This window comes from Amycolatopsis sp. NPDC003731, from assembly GCF_053586895.1.
The window spans coordinates 1-20354 of the sequence record NZ_JBSFNC010000062.1; the positions used below are offsets into that span (position 1 = coordinate 1).

The window sequence follows — 20354 nt, forward strand, 5'->3', positions numbered from 1 at the left end:
GGAAAGCGTGCCTTGACACGGCGTGCCGGCCGCTGAGGCGGCTGCGTATCGGGTCGGCAGGGGGGTGTGGCCGGAGGGGTGCCGGGGGTGGCGGTGGCGCCTGGTGGTGGGGCCGCCGAGCGGCGGGTTGGTGGGGCGCCTGGCGGCGGGTTTGTGCGGCCGCCTGGCGGCGGCTGGTGCGTCGGGCTGGGGGCCGGTCCTGCGGCGAACCCTTCCTTTTGGTCTGGACAACTTGCGTATTGGTCCAGACAATTAGGGCCTCCCCTCGACTGGAGGACCGATGAGGCGTTCCCGACTTTCCGCCATCCTCGCCGCCTTGCTGCTTGCCCTCTCCGGGCTTCTCGCCGTCCCGGCCGAGGCCGCCAACCTTCTCGCCAACCCCGGGTTCGAAGGCGGCTCTCTCTCCGGCTGGACCTGCGCCAACGCCACCGCCGTGAGCACGCCCGTCCACTCCGGCAGCTATGCCCTCGCTGGGACCCCCGTCGGGGCCGATTACGCTCAGTGCTCGCAGACCGTTGCCGTTCAACCCAACACCAGCTACTCCGTCTCCGCCTGGGTTCGGGGGAATCCCGTCTACCTCGGTGTCACCGGCGGCCCCTCGACCTGGTCGGGCAACTCCGGCTACAACCAGCTCCAGCTCACCTTCACCACCGGTAACCAGACCTCCGCCCAGCTCTACCTCCACGGCTGGTACGGCGCCGGTACCTACTACGCCGACGACGTCGTCTTCGACGGCCCCGGTGGCAACACTCCCGGGACCCCCTCCTCACCCGGTGCGCCACAAGTCACCGGCGTCACGACCAGTTCCATCGCCCTGAGCTGGGCGGCAAGCACCGGGACCGTCAGCGGGTACCGCGTCTACGAAGGCTCCACCGCCGTCGCCACGGTCACCGGTACCAGCGCCACCGTCGGCGGACTCACCCCCTGCACCACCCACACCTACACCGTCGCCGCCTACAACAGTGCCGGTGAATCACCTCGCAGCCCCGCCGCCACCGGGAGCACCGCCGGCTGCGTCGATACCGGCCTGCCCAAGCACGCGCTCGTCGGCTACCTGCACGCCAGCTTCGCCAACGGCTCCGGCTACGTCCGGATGGCCGATGTCCCCTCGGCCTGGGACATCATCGATCTCGCCTTCGGGGAACCGACCTCCGTCACCTCCGGGGACATCCGGTTCACCCGGTGCCCCGCCGGCGAATGCCCGAACGTCGAGAGCGACGCCGACTTCATCGCCGCCATCAAGGCCAAGCAGGCCCAGGGCAAGAAGGTGCTCATCTCCATCGGCGGGCAGAACGGCCAGGTGCAGCTGACGACCACCGCCGCGCGGGACAAGTTCGTCAGCTCCGTCTCCGCCATCATCGACAAGTACGGCCTCAACGGCCTCGACGTCGACTTCGAGGGGCACTCGCTGTCGCTCAACGCCGGGGACACCGACTTCCGGAACCCGACCACGCCCGTCATCGTCAACCTGATCTCCGCGCTGAAGACGCTCAAGGCCAAGTACGGCTCCGGTTTCGTGCTCACCATGGCGCCGGAAACCTTCTTCGTGCAGGTCGGCTACCAGTTCTACGGCGGCTCGGGCGCCGGTGACGCGCGCACCGGCGCCTACCTGCCCGTCATCCACGCCCTGCGGGACTCGCTCACCGTCCTGCACGTCCAGGACTACAACTCCGGCCCCGTCATGGGGCTCGACAACCAGTACCACAACATGGGCGGCGCCGAGTTCCACATCGCCATGACCGACATGCTCAAGGCCGGCTTCACGGTGGCCAACACCGGGCAGTTCTTCCCCGGGCTGCGACCCGATCAGATCGCCATCGGGCTGCCCGCCGCCGTCAGTGCCGGCAACGGCTACACCTCGCCCGGCGATGTCCAGACGGCGGTGAACTGCCTGGTCAAGGGCAGTGGCTGTGGCTCGTACACGCTGCGCGGGGGCACCTCGCCCGCCCTGCGCGGGCTGATGACGTGGTCGATCAACTGGGACAAGTACTACGGCTGGGAGTTCCAGAACAGCCACGAACCGTTCCTGAACGCGCTTCCCTGACGCGGGCAGTGTGCCCCGCCGCCCGGGTGGGGCACACTGTCCGACGTGGTCAAGCCGGCGCAGGGCGAATCCGTGCTGAGCCGCGTCGTCCGGATCTTCGAGACCTTCGGGCCGGACACGCCCGCCCTGCGCGTCACCGACATCGCCCGGCGGGCCGGCCTGCCCGTCGCCACGGCGTCGCGGCTGGTCGAAGAGCTCGTCGGGCACGGCTGGCTGCGGCGCGATCCCGACCGGCGGGTGCGCGTCGGCCTGCGGCTGTGGGAGCTGGCCTCCCGCGCCTCACCGACCCTCGGGCTGCGCGAAGCCGCGATGCCGTTCATGGAGGACCTGCACGCCGTCGTCGGGCACCACACCCAGCTCGCCGTGCTGGAAGACCGGGAGGTGCTGTTCGTCGAGCGGCTCTCCGCGCCCGGGGCGACGCTCAACGTGACGCGGGTGGCCGGGCGGCTGCCGCTGCACGCCTCCTCGTCCGGGCTCGTGCTGCTCGCCCATGCGCCCGCTGACCTGCAGGAACAGGTGCTGGCCGGCCCGTTGGAAGCGTTCCGGCGGACGACGCTGACCGAGCCCGCGCGGCTGCGCCGGTTCCTCGCCGACGTCCGGCGCACCGGCTACGCGTTCTGCGCCGGCTTCATCGACGAAGAGACCACGGGCATCGCCGTCCCGCTGCGGGGGCCCGGCGGGGACGTCGTCGCCGCGCTGTCGGTGATCGTGCCCAACGACCGGAACGCGCGGGCGCCGATCCCCGCCCTGCAGGCCGCCGCGCGGGGCATTTCACGGGCGATGGGGAATTTCTCTCACTGAATGAGAATGCCGTAGTGTCGGGCGGGGCCGCCGATCCATGCTCGGGCTCTCCCGCGGGAAAGGACCTCCTCCAGTGCGCACCCAGGTCGTCATCGTCGGCGCCGGCCCGGCCGGGCTGCTGCTGTCCCACCTGCTCGGGCTCGAAGGCATCGACTCGGTGCTGCTCGAGCGGCAGACCGCCGAGTACGTCCAGGCGCGCATCCGCGCCGGCATCCTCGAGGCCGGCACGGTCGAACTGCTGCGGCAGGTCGGTCTCGGCGCCCGGCTCGACGTCGAGGGCATGGAACACCGCGGCATCCACCTCCAGTGGCCGGGAAACCGGCACCACGTCGACTTCACCGACCTCATCGGCCGGTCGGTGACCGTCTACGGGCAGACCGAGGTGACCAAGGACCTGATGGCGGCGCGGGAAAAGGCCGGCCGCCCGGCGTACTACTCGGCCGCCGACGTCACGCTCCACGACGTCACCGGCGAACCGCACGTGACCTTTGTGGACAGTGACGGCCGGGCGCGGCGGATCGACGCCGACGTCGTCGTCGGCTGCGACGGCTTCCACGGGCCGAGCCGCGCGTCGATCCCCGAGCCGCGGGTCTGGGAGCGGGCCTACCCGTTCGCGTGGCTGGGCGTGCTGGCCGACGTCGCCCCGTCGACCGACGAGCTGATCTACGCCTGGCACCCGGACGGGTTCGCGATGCACAGCATGCGTTCGCCGCGGGTGAGCCGCTTCTACCTGCAGGTCGCCCCGGACGAAGACATCGCCGGGTGGAGCGACGACCGGATCTGGACGGCGCTGTCCGAACGGCTCGGCGTCCCGGGGTGGACCCTGGAAACCGGGCCGATCACGGAGAAGAGCGTCCTGCCGATGCGCAGCTTCGTGACCACCCCGATGCGGCACGGGAACCTCTACCTGGCCGGGGACGCGGCGCACATCGTGCCGCCGACCGGGGCGAAGGGGCTGAACCTGGCGGTCGCGGACGTCGCCCTGCTGGCCAAGGCGCTGACGGCGTCCTTCCGCGGGAACGACGAACTCGTGGCCGCCTATTCGGAGACGGCCTTGCGGCGGGTCTGGCGCTGCACGCACTTCTCCTGGTGGATGACCTCGATGCTGCACCGCCACGGCGACGACTTCGACGCCCAGCTCCAGCTCTCGCAGCTGCACCGCACGGTGACCTCGGCGGCCGCGAAGACCGAGCTGGCCGAGAACTACGCCGGCCTGCCCCTGTAGGACACCGGCAGCCGGACGGTGAACGTCGATCCGGCGTCCACTTCGGACTCCGCGGTCACCGTCCCGGCGTGGGCCTGCACCAGGTGGCGCACGATGGCGAGGCCGAGCCCGCTGCCGCCGGTCTGGCGGCTGCGGGACTTCTCGGCCCGCCAGAACCGGTCGAACACGTGCGGCAGGTCCTCGGCGGCGATGCCGGTCCCGGTGTCCGCCACGGCGAGCGTCACCTCGTCCACAGTGGACGAAACCCGGATCGTCACCCGGCCGCCGGCCGGCGTGTGGCGGATCGCGTTCGTCACCAGGTTGCCGACGACCTGCCGCAGCCGCACCGGGTCGGCCTCCAGCGCGCAGTCGCCGGTGGCGGACACGGTGAGGGTGACCCCGGCCGCGGCGGCGCGGTCGGCGAGTGCCGCGGCGACGTGGCCCGCGAGCTCCGCCGCGTCGACGGGCTCGGGGTGCAGGCGCAGCTGCCCGGCGTCGGCCGCCGCGAGGTCCTGCAGGTCGTCGACGATGTGCTGCAGCAGCACGGTCTCTTCGAGCAGCGACGCGGTCAGGGCCCGATCGAACGGCAGGTGCCCGTCTTCGGCGGCCTCCAGCCGGCCGCGGATGACGTTGAGCGGGTTGCGCAGCTCGTGGGCGATGTCGCTGACCATCGCCTTGCGCTGCTCCTCGATGCGTTCACGTCGCGCGGTGAGGTCGTTGAACGCGGCGGCGAGGTAGCCGACCTCGTCGCGGGACTTCACCGGCGCCGGCCGGTCCTGCTTCGCGGCCTCGGTCAGGGCCCGCAGCGGGCGGGACAGCCGGAGCGCGACCAGCGCGGTGAGCGCGACGGCCAGCGCCAGCACGCCCCCGGTCACCGCGAGGATCCGGGTCAGGTTCTCCTTCGACAGCGTGAACGTCGGCAGCGGCGACCCGCCCGGGCCGAGCGTGAACAGCAGCGCCGGCGGCGCGACGTACGGCGTGAGCTGATCGCGCCGGGCCGAGTCGAGGCAGCCCTGAGTGGGCCGCTGGTCGGGGACGTCGCGAGCCTGCAGGTCGAGGTCCAGTTTCACCTCTCCGCCGCCCTGGTTCTGCAGGCAGCGGTTGACGGCCTCGTTCAGGCTCGTGAGCGCGGCCTGCTCGGTCGGGGTGGGGAAGGCCAGCTCGAACAGCCCGCACTTGGCCGCGTAGTAGCGGGCGGACAGCGGGTCGAGCCCGGCCAGCTGCGGCCGCCCGCTCGGTGAGTCCTGCACCTGGCCGGGGAGGCCGAGCGAGGCGAGGCAGGCGGTGGCCTTCCTGGCCAGCGCGGTCAGTTCCTCGCGTTCGGACGGCGGCAGCTTGAACGGGCCGACCGCGCGCGGGTCGATGCCGCTCGTCCCGGCCTGGGGCAGCAGCACCGGGTCGACGTGCAGCGGGTCGACCGACGCGGTCGCCTTGACCGGCAGGGTGACCGGCGCGCCGCCGGAGTCGCCGAGGACGTGCCGGTCGAGGGTGGTCAGCACGACCCGGCGGCCGGTCTGCTCCGACAGCGCCCGCAGCCGGGGGCCGACCTGGTCCCACGTGTGGTTCACCGCGGCGAAGCCGAGCAGCTCGGTGTAGATCGTCGCGTCGCCGGAGAGCGCCTGGCCCTGCTCCTGCTGGATCGCCCGGGTGGTCGTCTGCACGGCGAGCCACGCGGTCGCCGCGATGGAGGCGAGCGCGATGAGCAGCGAGACGGCGGTGAGCCGGACGACGAGACTGCGCCGGCGGGGGAAGCTACGTGTCATTTTCCGCCGTCAGCTTGTAGCCGACGCCGAAGACGGTCCGCAGGTACACCGGCTTCTGCGGGTCCGGTTCGAGCTTCTTGCGCAGGTTGAGCACGTGGACGTCGATGATCCGGGTGCTGACGAACCGGTCGTCGCCGCGGGTCAGCTCGAGCAGCTGGCGGCGGGTGAACACCCGGCCCGGCTGCCGGATCAGCGTCTCCAGCAGCTGGAACTCGCCGGGGGTCGTCTCGACCGGGCGGCCGCCGACCGACACCTCGTGCCGCACCGGGTCGAGCCGCAGGCCGCCGGCGCGCAACGCCGTGTCGGGCGGTTCGCGGCGGCCGGCGGTGCGCCGCAGCAGCGTCCGGACCCGGGCCATCAGCTCGCGCGGGCTGTACGGCTTGGTCAGGTAGTCGTCGGCGCCGAGGTCGAGGCCGAGCAGCAGGTCGTCCTCGGTGGCGCGGGCGGTGAGCATCAGCACGGCGACGTCGGACTCCTGCCGCAGGATCCGGCAGACGTCGAGGCCGTCGACCTTCGGCATCATCACGTCGAGGACCAGCAGGTCGGGCCGGTCGCGGCGGGCCTCGTCGAGCGCCGCCCGGCCGTCGGGGGCCAGCACCACGGTGTGGCCTTCGCTTTCGAGGTAGAGCCGGAGGACCTCGGCCTGCTTCTCGTCGTCCTCCGCGACCAGTACACGTGCGCACACGGCGTCGAGGGTAGGCGTCTTGACACCGCGGCCACCGCATCCTGACCGGATCTTCACACCTTGGCGCGGCCGACCCAGCCGCGGACGACGTCGTCCAGCACGGTGAGCGGCAGCTTCCCGCTGCCGAGCACGACGCCGTGGAACTCCTTGAGGTCGAAGCCGTCGCCGAGGGTTTCTTCGGCGAACCGGCGCAGGCGCTGGATCTCGCGCCGGCCGGTCAGGTAGGCCAGGGCCTGGCCGGGCTCTTCGACGTACCGGTCCGCCTCGGACTGCACTTCGACCTCGCTGAGCACGGTGTGCGCGCGCAGGAACGCGGTGCACCGCTCCCGCGTCCAGCGCAGGGCGTTCAGGCCGGTGTCGGCCACCAGCCGGGCCGCGCGGACCGACTCCTCGGCGACCATGCCGAGCCGCATCAGATCGCTGGAGAACAGGCCCATTTCGGCGGCGAGCCGCTCGGTGTAGAGCGCCCAGCCTTCGTCGTAGGCGGTGACCAGCGCGATCCGCCGCAGCCGCGGCAGCCCGGGCAGCTCGAGCGCCAGCGACTCCGCGAAGTGGTGGCCGGGCACGGCTTCGTGGAACGCGACGGTCTCGGCGATGAACCGGTCGCGCGTGTGCACGTCGTGGGTGTTGGTGAAGTAGACGCCCGGGCGGGAACCGTCGGGTGCGGGCGGCATGTAGTACGCGGCCGCGGCGACCGGGGCTTCGGCGTCCGGCACCTTCTTCACGACGCACTCGGCCTTCGGCACGCGCGGGAACCAGCCGGGCGCGGCGGCGGTCGCGCGGGCGACGGCGTTCCGCGCGGTTTCGAGCATCTCCTCGGCGTCGCGCCAGCGGAGGCTCTCGTCGCTGCGCAGCCGGCGGCGCACCTCGGCCGGGTCGGTCAGCCCGAACACCCGGCCGCCGAGCTCGGCGTACTCGGCATCGAGCTCCGCCAGCACGTCCCGGCCCAGCTGGTGCAGTTCGGCGGGGGTGTGGCCGGTCGTCGTGTGCATGCGCACCAGGGCGGCGTAGTCCGCTTCGCCGTCTTCGAGCCAGCAGAGGCCGGACTCCTCGTCGGACCGGCCGCGGCCGGCGACCTCGGTGGCGAGGAACTCGCGGTAGCGGGCCAGCGACGGCCGCACCGCGCCGTCGACCAGTTCGTCGCGGCGCGCACCGAGCTCCTGGGGGAAGGGCGTGTCCAGCGCGAGGAACCGGTCGAGGAAGCCGATCGCGTTCCGCGCCATGCGGTCGACGGGCGGCCGCCCGCCGCGTTGCCGTTCGGCGAGGGCGCCGTAGAAGGCGGGGAAGGCGGCGAGCCGGGTCAGGAAGTCCTCCTCGGCCTGCGCGCCGGCGGGCTCGAGCTGCGGCAGGAAGGCCAGGTGCGACATGCCGGCGGCGTACAGGGGATCGGCGAGGGTGCACTCGACGAGGCGGGTGTCGATCCGGGTGATGAGCGCTTCGGCCTGCTGCACGACGACGCCCAGCGTCACGCGATCGGGGTCGGTGGCGGCCCGGGCCCGGTCGAGGATGCCGGCGGCTTCCGCGCGCAGGCGGGCGTGGCCGGGTTCGCTGGGGTCGGGGAGTTCGTGGTCGTACCCGGGGATACCGGCGTAGGTCGCTTCGAGGGGGGACCAGGTGGCCAGGACGTGGAGGAGCTCGTCGGCGAGGGTCACTTCTTCATCGTGCCGGAAACGAACCGGGCCGGGAGCGGATCGCTCCCGGCCCGGTCGCCGTCAGGTCAAGCTCGAACAAGGTCTCGCATCAGGATCCTTCGCCCCTTGCGGCACCCATCGCACGTTCGCGAACGACGCCTGGAACGGGCCGTCCGTGTACACCAGGAACGGGGTGTTGATGTGCTCGAAGTCCAGCCCGTTGTCGAAGCAGGACACCGGGATCTTCACCGTCGTCTTCGGGCCGCCCGCCAGATCGGTGAACAGCTTGGTCGCGTTCACCTCGCTGAAGCACGGGTACACGCAGTGCATGCTGATCACCGTCCTATTGGCCGGGGCCTGCTGCACGGTCGTGTCGAACTCCAGCGCCGCGTTCGCGTTGAGGTAGCCGCGCAGGTCGTTGGTGCCCGCCGTGTTCTGCATGTACAGCTGGGCCGCTCCCGCCCCCGTCCAGGTGGCCTTCAGGCCGTCGCCCTGCACGTTGACGTCCGTCGGGACGACGTTGATCTCGGTGTGCGACGCCGTGCCGTCCGGGCCGATCACCGTGCCGCCCCAGTTCTCCGCCGAGCCGATCTGGCTCGTGTACGGCGGCACGTCGGTGCGGTCGTAGATCGACAGGTCCTCGGTCGCGGTCCCGCCGCCACCGGTCGCCCCGCAGGACGCCGGGCCGGACGTCTCGTCCAGCTGGCCGACCGTGACGCGCTGGCCGCTCTTCAGGCCGTAGCCCAGCTTGAACAGCGGGTCGTAGTCCGGCGACCACGGGTTGAGCGGCGACTGGCAGGCGCTCTTCGGCCACGAGTACGACAGCGTGCCCTGGTAGCCCGTGCCGTCCTTGCCCTTGACCAGCATGTCCGCGACGCCGCCGCCCTCGGTGCCGGGCAGCCAGGCCGCCACGAACGCGTCAGAGCGGTTGATCTCCTTGTTCATGTACAGCGGGCGGCCGCCGACGTACACGGTGACGACCGGGGTGCCCTTGCCGCTGACCTTGTCCAGCACGGCCAGGTCCTCGGGGTAGAGCCGCGCCGCTTCGAGCGACTTGCGGGTCAGGTCGCCGACACCCTCGGCGTACGGCGTCTCGCCGATGACCGCGATGACCGCGTCGAAGCCCTTCGGGTCGACGTTGCCGGTGGCGTCGAAGGTGACGTTGGCGTCGCCCAGGTTCTGCTTGATGCCGGTCAGGATCGACGTGGCGTTCGGGAAGTCGGCGTTCGTGTTGCCGGTGCCCTGCCAGCTGAGCGTCCAGCCGCCGGTCTGGTTCTGGATGTTGTCGGCGCTCTTGCCGACCACCAGGACCTTCGACGCCGGCTTGAGCGGCAGCACGTTGCCGTTGTTCTTCAGCAGCGTCTGCGACTCGCGGACGGCGTCGCGCGCCAGCCAGTTGTCCTTCAGCGCCTCGTCGGAGTTCGCGTAGGACCGGTCGGACGGCTTCTGCGACTCGAACAGGCCGTCACGCAGCTTGACGCGCAGGATGCGGGTGACGGCGTCGTCGATCCGGGACATCGGGATCTGGCCGCTCTGCACCTGGGCGACGGTGTTGGTGATGAACGCCTTCCAGTCGTTCGGCACCATCACGATGTCGATGCCGGCGTTGATCGCCTGCGGGCACGAGGAGTTCGTGCAGCCGGTGACCTGGCCGATGCCGTTCCAGTCGGACACGACCAGGCCGTCGAAGCCCATCTTGCCCTTGAGGATCTGGTTCAGCGCCTTATCGCTGCCGTGCAGCTTGCCCTCGTTGATGCCGAGGTCGGCGTTGGTCCAGCTGTTGAACGACACCATCACGGTCTGGGAGCCGGCGGCGAGCGCGCCGTAGTAGCCCTGGCCGTGGATGTTGATCATGTCCGCTTCGGACGACGGGTTGACGCCCTGGTCCTGGCCCTTCAGCGTGCCGCCGTCGCCGATGAAGTGCTTGGCGGTGGCGATGACGCCGTTGTAGCCGATGCGCTTGGTGGCGCCGTCCTGGAGGCCGTTGATGGCCTCGAAGCCGTAGGAGCGCGTGATGCGCGGGTCCTCGGAGAAGCCCTCGTAGGTGCGGCCCCAGCGGTCGTCCTGGACGACGGCGAGGGTGGGCGAGAAGGCCCAGTCCTGGCCGGTGGCGCGGATCTGCCGGGCGGTGGCGCCGGCGACGTCCCGGACCAGGCACGGGTCGTGCGCGGCGCCGAGGCCGATGTTGTGCGGGAAGACGGTGGCGCCGTAGACGTTGTTGTTGCCGTGCACGGCGTCGATGCCCCAGATCACGGGGATCTTCGTCCGGCTGGTCTTGGAGGCGTTCCAGAAGGCGTCGGCGAGGTTCAGCCAGTCCTGCTGGGTGGCGTTCTTCTTGCCGCCGGGCCACGAGCCGCCGCCGTTGAGGACCGAGCCGATGGCGTACTGGCGGACCTCGTCGGGCGTGATGGCGGCGATCTCGGGCTGCGTCATCTGCCCGACTTTTTCCTCCAGAGTCATGCCTTTGAGGATTTCGGCGATCCGCTGCTCGTCGCCGGCCTTCCCCTTGAACCGGCTGTCGACCTTCGGCCAGTCCGCGAGGGTCGGCAGGCTCTTCTCGATCCGGGCGCAGCCGTCCTTGTCCTTGGCGGGCTGCCCGATGACGGGCTGCGGCGGCTCGGCGGCCTGGACGGGCGCCGCCTGGGCGACCCCGCCCAGCAGGCTCAGGCTCACCAGTGTGACGAGCGAACTTCGGCGCGCACGGGACCACGCGCGGGATCTTCTGGCCATAGGTCTGGTCCATTCTGCGATGAACGGCGGACCGGCCGATCCTCACCGGGCGACGGGGAGGGAGTCAATAGGTTTCGGGGTAGTTATTTCTCGACATAAAATAAGAGTCGTCCGGCGACCTGGTGACTTGCTGTCCTGTCTAGCTCTCGGCGGTTTCGGCGGCAAGGGTGCTTGCGGGCAGGGGTTTTGCCCGTTCGGCGGAGGTGCGGTGGTGAAATCGACGAATTCGGCCGCGCGGACCTCAGCTCAGCACCGAGCCCGGCAGCTCCTCGAAGATCAGCCACGTCCGCGTCGACCGGACCCCCTCCAGTGCCTGCAGCCGCTCCAGGACCACGTCCCGCAACGTCGAGTTGTCCGGCGTCCGGACCAGCAGCAGGATGTCGAAGTCGCCACCCACCAGGGCCACGTGGTCCACGTACGGGATCTCGTGCAGGTCCGTCGCCATCGTGCGCCAGGACGTCTGCTCCACCGTCACCATGATGTACGCCGACGTCCCCAGACCCGCCCGGCGGGGATCGATCCGCGCGCCGAAGCCCGTGATCACCCCCTCCGCCATCAGCCGCTCCAGTCGCGCGTACGCGTTCGTCCGCGAGATGTGGAGCCGTTCCGCCAGCGCGCGCACCGCCAGGCGGCCGTCCGCCGACAGCTCCACCAGCATCGCCCGGTCGACGTCGTCCAGCGCCGGGACCGTTCGTCCCGGGAGACCCCCGTGAGCCAGGACCCCCGTGGACGTTTGGTCACCAGAAGCCGTCGCAGGAGACCTTTTGTCGCTCATTTCCGCCAACCCTTGAACACAACGCCGCCGCGAACCACCATTTCAGCATCATATGTCTGGGAGAGGTGGTGTGCGTCATGGCTGTGGAGACCCTGCTGCCGTCCGCTGCCCCGGTGCGGTTCGTCGCCGAGGACGGAAGCCGTGCCGACCAAGCCGGCGGCTACGGCGAACCGGCCGGAGAGCGGCTCAAGGAGGCCTACCGGCTGATGGTCCTGGGCCGCCGGTTCGACGTGCAGGCGACCGCGCTCACCAAGCAGGGCCGCCTCGCCGTGTACCCCTCCAGCGCCGGCCAGGAAGCCTGCCAGGTCGCCGCCGCGCTGGCCCTCGACACCCAGGACTGGCTCTTCCCGACCTACCGCGACTCCGTCGCCCTCGTCGCCCGCGGCCTGAAGCCCGGCGAAGTCCTGACGCTCCTTCGCGGCGACGCGCACTGCGGCTACAACCCGGTCGAGACGCGCGTAGCGCCTCAATGCACTCCGCTCGCGACGCAGACGCTCCACGCCGCCGGCCTCGCGCACGCGATGCAACGACGCGGCGAAGACGCCGTCGCGCTGGCCTTCATCGGAGACGGCGCCACCAGCGAAGGCGACTTCCACGAAGCGCTCAACTTCGCGGCCGTCTTCAAGGCGCCTGTCGTCTTCTTCGTGCAGAACAACCGCTTCGCCATCTCGGTGCCCTTCGAGAAGCAGAGCGCCGCCGAAGCGCTGGCGTACAAGGGTGTCGGCTACGGCATGCGCTCCGAGCAGGTTGACGGCAACGACGCCGTCGCCGTGCTGGCCGTCCTCGACGACGCCGTGAAGCACGCGCGCGAAGGCCACGGCCCCGTCCTCGTCGAGGCGCACACCTACCGCATCGACGCCCACACCAACGCCGACGACGCCACCCGCTACCGCGACGCCGACGAAGTCGCGAAGTGGCGCGAAGCGGACCCGCTCAAGCGGCTCGAGACCTACCTCAAGAGCCGAAACGTCCTCCAGGACGACGAAATCGAGCGGTTCGCGGCCGACGCCGAGGTGTTCGCCCAGTCCGTCCGCGACACCCTCAACGCCGAGCCCGAGCTCGACCCGCTGTCGCTGTTCGACCACGTCTACGCCGAACCGACCCGTCAGCTCGAAGCCCAGCGCGCCACCCTCGCAGCCGAACTGGAGGCCTGATGACGACCACCATGGCGCAGGCCCTCAACGCCGCCCTGCGCGACGCCCTCAAGGACGACGACCGCGTCCTCGTCTTCGGCGAGGACGTCGGCACCCTCGGCGGCGTCTTCCGCGTCACCGACGGCATCACCGCCGACTTCGGCGAGGACCGCTGCTTCGACACCCCCCTGGCCGAGTCCGGCATCGTCGGGTTCGCCGTCGGAATGGCCATGGGCGGCTTCCGCCCGGTCGTCGAAATGCAGTTCGACGCCTTCGCCTACCCCGCGTTCGAGCAGATCACCTCGCACGTCGCGAAGCTGCGCAACCGCACCCGGGGTGCGCTGCACCTGCCCATGGTCATCCGGATCCCGTACGCCGGCGGCATCGGCGGCGTCGAGCACCACTGCGACTCCAGCGAGGCCTACTACACGCACACACCCGGCCTGCGCGTCGTCACGCCGGGCACCGCGCAGGACGCCTACGACCTGCTCCGCGACGCCATCGAGTCACCCGACCCGGTCATCTTCCTCGAGCCGAAGTGCCGCTACTGGTCGAGCGAAGAGGTCACCTTCACCCGCTCCGGCCCGGCCATGGACCAGGCCCTGGTCCGCCGCCACGGCAAGGACGTCACGCTCATCGCCTACGGCCCGATGGTCGCCACCGCGCTGGAAACCGCCGAAGCGGCGAAGGCCGAGGGCTGGGACGTCGAGGTCGTCGACCTGCGCTCGCTGGCGCCGTTCGACGACGAGACCGTCACGGCTTCGGTCCGCCGCACCGGGCGGGCGGTCGTGGTGCACGAGGCCGCCGGGTTCGGCGGGTACGGCGCCGAGGTCGTCGCGCGGGTCACCGAGCAGTGCTTCCACCAGCTGCACGCGCCCGTCCTGCGGGTCACCGGGCTCGACATCCCGTACCCGGCGCCGAAGCTCGAGCGCCACCAGCTGCCCGACGTCGACCGGATCCTCGACACGATCGCGCGCCTGCAGTGGGACGACACGCCGGTGGTGGCCGGTGCCTGACTTCCTGCTGCCGGACCTCGGCGAAGGCCTGACCGAGGCGGCGATCGTGGACTGGCGGGTCGAGGTCGGCGACACCGTCGCCGTCGACCAGGTCGTCGTCGAGGTCGAGACGGCGAAGGCGGCCGTCGAGGTGCCGGTGCCGTTCGCCGGCGTGGTGTCCGCGCTGCACGGCGAGCCGGGGCAGCTGCTGCCGGTCGGCGCGCCGCTGCTGACCGTCGGCGGCTTCGCGGAACCAGGCGTCACGACGTCTTCCGGGAGCGGCAACGTCCTCATCGGCTACGGCACCGCGCCGACGACCCGGCGCAAGCGGGCCCGGCGTCCGGTGAGCGGCACCGCGCCCACGCGGCCGAAGCAGCCCGGCGTGATCTCGCCGTTCGTCCGGAAACTGGCCGCCGACAACGGGATCGACCTCGCGAAGGTCACCCCGGGCGGTCCGGACGGCATCATCCGCCGCGCCGACGTCGAAGCGGCGCTGAAGAAGACCGGCTCGAAGGGCCGGCGCATCCCGCTCACCGGCGTGCGCAAAGCCGTCGCCGACAAGCTTTCGACGTCCCGGCGCGAAATCCCGGAAGCCACGGTCTGGGTGGACGTCGACGCGACTGAGCTGGTCGCCGCGCGGGCCGCGCTGAACGCCAAGAGCGACCGGCCGGTCAGCCTGCTCGGCCTGATCGCGCGGTTCGCCGTCGCGGGGCTGCGCCGGTACCCCGAGCTGAATTCCCGCGTCGAGGGCGACGAGATCGTCCTGCTGGACGAGATCCACCTCGGCTTCGCCGCGCAGACCGACCGCGGCCTGGTCGTGCCGGTGGTGCGGGACGCCGGGGCGCTGTCGACGCGGGACCTGTCGGCGGCGATCGGCGACCGCGCCCGCACCGCGCGGGAGGGCAAGCTCGCGCCCGCGGACCTCACCGGCGGCACCTTCACCGTCAACAACTACGGCGTGTTCGGCGTCGACGGCTCGGCCGCGATCATCAACCACCCCGAGGCGGCGATCCTCGGCATCGGCCGGATCATCGACCGGCCGTGGGTGGTCGACGGCGCCTTGGCGGCGCGGAAGATCTGCGAGCTGACCCTGGCGTTCGACCACCGCGTCTGCGACGGCGGCACGGCGGGCGGGTTCCTGCGATTCGTCGCCGACTGCGTGGAGTCGCCGGTCACCGCCCTCGGTGATTTGTAGACGCACCGGGCGCATTGGCCGGTCGTGACGGCCGTGGCACTTACAGTGGTCGCGTGACGACACCGGCCCAGCACGACCGCGACCTCGCGGAGGGGCGCGTCGCCCGGCTCAAGCAGGACCTGCGGGACGGGCTCGCGACCCCGCCCGGGGACGTCGAGGCGATGGACGAGCTCGTGGCGAACGCCCACCGGCTGCTCGACGCCGAGCTGGCGTTCGACGAGGCCAAGCGGCGGCTCGCCGACGCCGAGCTCGAATCCCGGCACGCGGCGACCCAGCGTGCGGTCGTCTGGCTCGCGGCCGCGCCGGTGCTGGTGCCGCTGGTTTCCGCGGCGCTGGTGCTGTTCGAAGTGCTTTCGCCGGTGTGGCTGCTGGTCCTGGCCCCGCTGTTCGGTGCGGGCCTGTGGGTCGGCTTCGCGCCGGTCCGCCGGGCCGGGGCGGTGATCCGCGAACGGACCCGGGCGGCGTGGGCGGGCAGCGTCACGGCGTCAGTGCTGGTGCTCGCCCTGGTCCCGTGGTCCGGGGCGGTGGTCTGCACGGTCCTGGCGGCGCTGGGTGCCGCGGGCACGATCGCGCTGCTGTGGCGGGAAAGCCGGACGCCATGAGCCACGGCTACGCGACTTACGGCGACGACCCGGAGTTCACGCAGGAGTACGACTACCCGGACGCCGTCGACCCCACCCGGCGCGACCTCGACGAGCTGTTCACGGCGGTCGACGGGCTGCGCGAGGCCGGCGACCGCCTGGGCCAGGACGTCGCCGAGCTGACCGAGCGGCTCGAGAGCGGCGGCCCGGACCGCCAGGACGACCGGATCGACCGCCTCGGCCGGCAGCTGGAGCGGCTGCAGCAGCAGGTCCGCGTCCTGGAGCGCGCGGTCCGCGTGTCCGACGGCGTCCCGCAGGTGAACCTCGACGACGTCGGCCCGGAGACGCGGGCCCTCGCGGCGGAGGCGGCGCGCTGGGACGATCTGCACAAGGAGCTGGTCACGAAGGAGCAGCGCGCGCGGTACGAGGAGGAGATCGCGCACCTCGGCTCGGTGCGATCGGCGCTTTCCCGGTGCGACACCGACCTGCTGGAGGTGGTGCGCGTCCTGGCGTCGACGGAGCGAGCGTCCCGGGCCCGGGGCGACGCGGAGTCGTCGTTGCGGGCCTTGTCGACGCGGCGCCGGACGCTGCTGGACGAGGAGATCCCGGCGGCCTCGGCGGCGGCGGAGAAGGCGCGGCTGGCGCTGCGCGAGGCGGACGCGGTCGAGGCGCGCGTGGTCCCGCAGCTGGAGCGGGCCGAGCGCGCGTGGCACGACCTGCAGGTCCGGTTGCGGACGCGGATCACGGACGCGCTGGGCTCGAACGCGCTGCTGCCGACGTGGTTCGGGCACGCGCTGGGGGTGGCGCCGCCGTCGGGGACATCGGGTGACGCCTGGATCCGGACGGCCGCGTCGGTGCTGGCGTACCGGGTGACGTTCGGGGTCGCCGACCCGGCCCTGCCGCTGGGCCCGCCCGCGGGCGAGGACGCGGACACGACGGAACGGCGGTGGACCTGGCGGGCGAGGCTGGAGTCCGACTTGGACGACCTCTCGCTGTAGGCGGTTCAGTCGCGGAGGGCCGACTCCAGCCGGTGGTGCAGCTCGCCGAGGCGGGTTTTGCCCGGTTTGCCCGGCGGGAACTTGTGCAGGAGGACGCGGACCTCCGGTGGGGCCTGCGAAAGCGCCCACTCGACCTCCGCCTCCGCGGAGCCGCCCGCCAGTTCGCGCGCCAACGCCGCCTGCTGGGCCGGGCCCACGATGTGCTTCACCTGGTGCGGTGACTCCAGCGGATGCAGGTACGCCGCACCCGCCGCGCCGACCGCGGCCCGCGCCGCCGCGGAAGCCGCCGGGTCGGGGGCCGAGCCTGCGGCCGCCAGTGCGGCCCACGCCGCAGTGCGCAGGGCCTTGGTGCGCGGACCGCCCGCGGCGAACTCCCGGGCCGCCGTGATCGCCGCGGCCGGGCGGGGGTCGTCCGGGATCAGCGGCAACACGCGTTCGGCGCAGGCGGCGGCCCAGCTCGTCAAGGCCCGCAGTTCGTCGAGGTCCAGCTCCATGCCCCTGAAGCTTATCCTTGAACCGCCGGTTGAAACTCGGGGCGGCGCAGGGCCTGGCGGCGCAGGCGGTTGAACAGCTTCGCGTCGTTCAACGCGAACACCCCCACCGTGGCGCCGTCGCGGGAGAACGTGGCCACGAACGAGGCCGACGCAGGGTCGCCGGCCACGAACGTGAGCTCGTCGTCCGGGCGTGGGTGGCCGGCCAGCTGCAACGTCCCCGAATACTGGTCCGACCAGACGTACCCGCTCGGCGTGTACGTCCGCGTGGTGTGCCCGGCCAGCAGGTTGGCCACCGCGACCGGGGCCTGCTCCGAGGCGTTCGTCCAGTGTTCGTGCCGCCGCCCGCCGTACCGGGCCACGTCCCCGACCGCCACCACCTGCGGGAGCGAAGTGACCAGTCCTTCGTCCGTGTGGACGCCGTTGCCGACCTTCAAACCCGAACCCTCGAGCCACTCGGTGGACGGCGTCATCCCGACGCCCGTCACCACCACGTCGGCCGGGACGACCGCACCGGACGCCAGCGAGACGCCGGCCGGGGAGAGCCCGGTGACCTGGACGCCGCAGCGCAGGTCCGTGCCGTGGTCGAGGTGCAGCCGGGCGCAGACTTCGGCCAGCGAAGGGCCCAGCACCGGCGCCAGCGGCGCGGCCAGCGCTTCCAGGACGACCACGTCGAGGCCCAGCGAACGGCAGGTCGACGCCACCTCGGCCCCGATGAACCCGGCTCCGACGATGGCCACGCGGACCCCCGGGACCAGTGCGGCGCGCAGAGCGAGAGCGTCGTCGAGCGTCCGCAACACGAACGCGCCCTCGAAGCCCGGCAGCGTGCGCGCGCGGCCGCCGGTGGCGATCACGACGCCGTCCGCGTGCACCGACGTGCCGTCCGACAGCAGCACGCGCCGATCGGCCGGCGCCAGCGCCGTCGCCCGGACGCCGAGCCGGAAGTCCAGGGCCAGCGACGCCAGGTCACCGGCGTCGAGCAGGTCGAGGGACTCCCGCGACGCCGTCCCGGCGAGGAAGCCCTTGGACAGCGGCGGCCGGTCGTAGGGCAGGTGCACCTCGTCGCCGATCAGCACGATCCCGCCGTCGTACCCCTGCGCGCGCAGCTCCTGCGCCGCGCGGACCCCGGCGAGCGACGCGCCGACGACCGCGACCCGCTTCACGCGGCGTCCTCGCCGGCCACGCCCCGGACGTAGACGACGCCGTCCTCGACGACCACGGCGTACGTGGGCACCGGGTCCTTCGCCGGCAGGCAGGTCGGCATGCCCGTGCGCAGGTCGAACAGCGCCGCGTGCAGCGGGCATTCGACGAAACAGCCTTCGAGCCAGCCGTCGGCCAGGGAGGCGTCCTGGTGGGTGCACGTGTCGCCGATGGCGTACAGCTCGCCCTCCTCGGTGCGGAACACCGCGATGGCGGGCGGTCCGGGGATCCGGACGGACTCGCCGGGGGGCAGCTCGTCCACCGTGCACGCGCGAATCATGACGCCTCCGGGAAAAGTTGCGCATTGGGGAACATCAACTGCGATACGCAACAAGTCTGAGTTCCGTGACGGGGTGCGTCAAGGGGGTACGCCCCGGTAGTTTTCGTTACCGGATAACGGGTATCCGGGCACGCCGAAACGCCCGTACCGGGGATGGTGGCACGGGCGCGACGGCGCTGGCGGCTAGTTCTCCCCGTGCCGGTAGAACGGCGTCTTGATCGGGGCGAGCGGGGTGTTGCCGAGGATCAGGTCGGCGGCCTTCTCGGCGGTCATCATCACCGGGGCGTAGATGTTGCCGTTGGTGATGTAGGGCATCACCGACGCGTCGACCACGCGCAGGCCCTCGGTGCCGTGCACCCGCATGCTCTGCGGGTCGACGACGGACATGTCGTCCACGCCCATCTTCGTCGTGCACGACGGGTGCAACGCCGTTTCGGCGTCCTTGGCCACCCAGTCGAGGATCTCTTCGTCGGTCTCCACGGACGGCCCCGGCGAGATCTCCCCGCCGTTGTACGGGTCGAGCGCGGACTGGTTGAGGATCTTCCGCGCCACCCGCACCGCTTCGACCCATTCCTTGCGGTCGGTCTCGGTCGACAGGTAGTTGAACCTGATCGCCGGGTGTTCCCGCGGGTCGGTCGACTTGATCTTCACCGAGCCGCGGGTGTCGGCGTACATCGGCCCGACGTGCACCTGGTAGCCGTGCCCTTCGGTGGGCGCCGAGCCGTCGTAGCGGATCGCCACCGGCAGGAAGTGGAACATCAGGTTCGGGTACTTCACCTCGTCGTTGGACCGGACGAACCCGCCGCCCTCGAAGTGGTTCGTGGCGGCCGGCCCGGACCGCAGGAACAGCCACTGGGCGCCGATGTAGGGCCGCTTCCACTTCGCCAGCGACGGCTGCATCGACACCGGCTGCTTGCAGGCGTACTGGATGTACACCTCCAGGTGGTCCTGGAGGTTTTCGCCGACGCCCGGCAGGTCCTTCACGACGTCGATGCCGAGCTTCTCCAGCTCCGCCGCGTTCCCGACGCCGGACAGCTGCAGCAGCTGCGGGCTGTTGATCGCGCCGCCGCAGAGGATGATCTCCTTGCCGTACACCTCACCCGGCACGCCCCGGCCCTGCGCGTACTCGACGCCGACCGCGCGCGTGCCGTCGAAGAGGATCTGCGACACGAACGCGTGCGTCTTCACCGTGAGGTTGGGCCGGTCCAGCACCGGGTGCAGGTACGCGCCCGCCGCCGACAGCCGCCGTCCTTTCCGGACGTTCCGGTCGAAGGCGGCGAACCCTTCCTGCCGGTAGCCGTTGACGTCGTCGGTGCGCGGGTAGCCCGCCTGCTCGGCGGCGTCGAAGAAGGCCTGGAACAACGGGTTCGACGCCGGGCCGCGCTCCAGTTCGAGCGGGCCGTCGTGGCCGCGCCACGGCCCGTCCGGCGGGTCGGCGAGGCAGTTCTCCATCCGGTTGAAGTACGGCAGGCAGTGCGCGTAGTCCCAAGTGGACATCCCGGGATCGCTCGCCCAGCGCTCGTAGTCCATCGGGTTGCCGCGCTGGAAGATCATCCCGTTGATGCTGGACGACCCGCCGAGCACCTTGCCGCGCGCGTGGTAGATGCGACGGCGGTTCATGTACGGCTCGGGTTCGCTGCGGTAGCCCCAGTCGTAGAACTTCGACCCGATCGGGAAGGTCAGCGCGGCCGGCATGTGGATGAAGACGTCCCACTTGTAGTCCGACCGGCCCGCTTCCAGGACGAGGACCTTGTTCGACGGGTCGGCCGAGAGCCGGTTCGCCAGCGCGCAGCCCGCCGAGCCACCGCCGACGATGACGAAGTCGTAGGTATCGGAACTCATCGAGCC

Annotated in this window: 17 protein-coding genes; 8 read left to right on the forward strand and 9 right to left on the reverse strand. The window is 71.5% G+C overall.

Translation table 11 applies throughout. The features are described from left to right. The first annotated feature begins 280 nt into the window (after positions 1-280). The 3 genes from ACWDN5_RS24825 to ACWDN5_RS24835 all read left to right on the forward strand — a co-directional run bounded on the left by ACWDN5_RS24825 (position 281) and on the right by ACWDN5_RS24835 (position 4070). Entirely contained in the window at positions 281-2044 is a 1764-nt protein-coding gene (locus ACWDN5_RS24825; protein WP_310967278.1) for a chitinase, read from the forward strand. A gap of 45 nt (positions 2045-2089) precedes the next feature. Further along, on the forward strand, positions 2090-2845 hold the full coding sequence (locus ACWDN5_RS24830) for an IclR family transcriptional regulator (RefSeq protein WP_449677922.1): 756 nt from the start codon (positions 2090-2092) through the stop codon (positions 2843-2845). 73 nt (positions 2846-2918) lie between these two features. After that, positions 2919-4070 carry a 4-hydroxybenzoate 3-monooxygenase gene (locus tag ACWDN5_RS24835; RefSeq protein WP_449677923.1) on the forward strand — a complete coding sequence of 384 codons (1152 nt, stop codon included), beginning with the start codon at positions 2919-2921 and terminating at the stop codon, positions 4068-4070. Here ACWDN5_RS24835 and ACWDN5_RS24840 read toward each other — a convergent pair. From ACWDN5_RS24840 to ACWDN5_RS24860, 5 genes are all read right to left on the reverse strand, one after another. Then, a complete protein-coding gene (locus ACWDN5_RS24840) occupies positions 4049-5812 on the reverse strand; it encodes a sensor histidine kinase (protein ID WP_449677924.1) in 1764 nt (587 codons plus the stop codon). The genes ACWDN5_RS24835 and ACWDN5_RS24840 overlap by 22 nt on opposite strands. Continuing rightward, positions 5802-6497 (reverse strand): response regulator transcription factor, encoded by a 696-nt coding sequence (locus tag ACWDN5_RS24845; RefSeq protein ID WP_310967286.1) that lies wholly within the window; start codon positions 6495-6497, stop codon positions 5802-5804. The genes ACWDN5_RS24840 and ACWDN5_RS24845 overlap by 11 nt, the downstream gene beginning before the upstream one ends. Positions 6498-6550: 53 nt before the next feature. Continuing rightward, positions 6551-8149 carry a DUF885 domain-containing protein gene (locus ACWDN5_RS24850; protein WP_449677925.1) on the reverse strand — a complete coding sequence of 533 codons (1599 nt, stop codon included), beginning with the start codon at positions 8147-8149 and terminating at the stop codon, positions 6551-6553. A gap of 60 nt (positions 8150-8209) precedes the next feature. Further along, positions 8210-10801 carry a glycoside hydrolase family 3 protein gene (locus ACWDN5_RS24855; protein ID WP_310967289.1) on the reverse strand — a complete coding sequence of 864 codons (2592 nt, stop codon included), beginning with the start codon at positions 10799-10801 and terminating at the stop codon, positions 8210-8212. 298 nt (positions 10802-11099) lie between these two features. Next, positions 11100-11576, reverse strand: a complete 477-nt coding sequence (locus ACWDN5_RS24860; protein ID WP_449677947.1) for an Lrp/AsnC family transcriptional regulator — start codon at positions 11574-11576, stop codon at positions 11100-11102. 134 nt (positions 11577-11710) lie between these two features. Here ACWDN5_RS24860 and pdhA point away from each other — a divergent pair, with 134 nt between their 5' ends. Genes pdhA through ACWDN5_RS24885 form a run of 5 tightly spaced genes read left to right on the forward strand, consistent with a single transcriptional unit; the run spans position 11711 to position 16535 of the window. Then, positions 11711-12787 (forward strand): pyruvate dehydrogenase (acetyl-transferring) E1 component subunit alpha, encoded by a 1077-nt coding sequence (gene pdhA / locus ACWDN5_RS24865; protein ID WP_449677926.1) that lies wholly within the window; start codon positions 11711-11713, stop codon positions 12785-12787. After that, positions 12787-13782, forward strand: coding sequence for an alpha-ketoacid dehydrogenase subunit beta (locus tag ACWDN5_RS24870; protein ID WP_449677927.1), 996 nt, complete (start codon positions 12787-12789; stop codon positions 13780-13782). The genes pdhA and ACWDN5_RS24870 overlap by 1 nt, the downstream gene beginning before the upstream one ends. Next, positions 13775-14956 (forward strand): dihydrolipoamide acetyltransferase family protein, encoded by a 1182-nt coding sequence (locus tag ACWDN5_RS24875; RefSeq protein WP_449677928.1) that lies wholly within the window; start codon positions 13775-13777, stop codon positions 14954-14956. The genes ACWDN5_RS24870 and ACWDN5_RS24875 overlap by 8 nt, the downstream gene beginning before the upstream one ends. A 53-nt stretch (positions 14957-15009) precedes the next feature. After that, positions 15010-15558, forward strand: a complete 549-nt coding sequence (locus ACWDN5_RS24880) for a hypothetical protein (protein ID WP_449677929.1) — start codon at positions 15010-15012, stop codon at positions 15556-15558. Next, positions 15534-16535 carry a hypothetical protein gene (locus ACWDN5_RS24885; protein WP_449677930.1) on the forward strand — a complete coding sequence of 334 codons (1002 nt, stop codon included), beginning with the start codon at positions 15534-15536 and terminating at the stop codon, positions 16533-16535. Before ACWDN5_RS24880 ends, ACWDN5_RS24885 begins: the two co-directional genes overlap by 25 nt. A 5-nt stretch (positions 16536-16540) precedes the next feature. Here the strand turns inward: ACWDN5_RS24885 and ACWDN5_RS24890 are convergent, their stop codons facing one another. The 4 genes from ACWDN5_RS24890 to betA form a co-directional block, all read right to left on the reverse strand. Continuing rightward, a complete protein-coding gene (locus ACWDN5_RS24890; RefSeq protein ID WP_449677931.1) occupies positions 16541-17029 on the reverse strand; it encodes a putative immunity protein in 489 nt (162 codons plus the stop codon). A gap of 11 nt (positions 17030-17040) precedes the next feature. Next, positions 17041-18189, reverse strand: a complete 1149-nt coding sequence (locus tag ACWDN5_RS24895) for an NAD(P)/FAD-dependent oxidoreductase (RefSeq protein WP_449677932.1) — start codon at positions 18187-18189, stop codon at positions 17041-17043. Beyond that, a complete protein-coding gene (locus tag ACWDN5_RS24900; protein ID WP_310967300.1) occupies positions 18186-18506 on the reverse strand; it encodes a bifunctional 3-phenylpropionate/cinnamic acid dioxygenase ferredoxin subunit in 321 nt (106 codons plus the stop codon). Before ACWDN5_RS24900 ends, ACWDN5_RS24895 begins: the two co-directional genes overlap by 4 nt. A 183-nt stretch (positions 18507-18689) precedes the next feature. Beyond that, positions 18690-20348: a choline dehydrogenase gene (betA, locus tag ACWDN5_RS24905; RefSeq protein WP_310967301.1), complete on the reverse strand. Its 1659-nt coding sequence runs from the start codon at positions 20346-20348 to the stop codon at positions 18690-18692. Between the last annotated feature and the right edge of the window lie 6 nt (positions 20349-20354).

What these genes read in the sequence shown, in the direction of transcription:
- ACWDN5_RS24825 (WP_310967278.1), top strand. Translation starts at nt 281, where the DNA reads ATGAGGCGTTCCCGACTTTCCGCCATCCTCGCCGCCTTGCTGCTTGCC.
- ACWDN5_RS24840 (WP_449677924.1), bottom strand. Translation starts at nt 5,812, where the DNA reads ATGACACGTAGCTTCCCCCGCCGGCGCAGTCTCGTCGTCCGGCTCACC.
- pdhA (WP_449677926.1), top strand. Translation starts at nt 11,711, where the DNA reads ATGGCTGTGGAGACCCTGCTGCCGTCCGCTGCCCCGGTGCGGTTCGTC.
- ACWDN5_RS24870 (WP_449677927.1), top strand. Translation starts at nt 12,787, where the DNA reads ATGACGACCACCATGGCGCAGGCCCTCAACGCCGCCCTGCGCGACGCC.
- ACWDN5_RS24890 (WP_449677931.1), bottom strand. Translation starts at nt 17,029, where the DNA reads ATGGAGCTGGACCTCGACGAACTGCGGGCCTTGACGAGCTGGGCCGCC.
- ACWDN5_RS24900 (WP_310967300.1), bottom strand. Translation starts at nt 18,506, where the DNA reads ATGATTCGCGCGTGCACGGTGGACGAGCTGCCCCCCGGCGAGTCCGTC.
- betA (WP_310967301.1), bottom strand. Translation starts at nt 20,348, where the DNA reads ATGAGTTCCGATACCTACGACTTCGTCATCGTCGGCGGTGGCTCGGCG.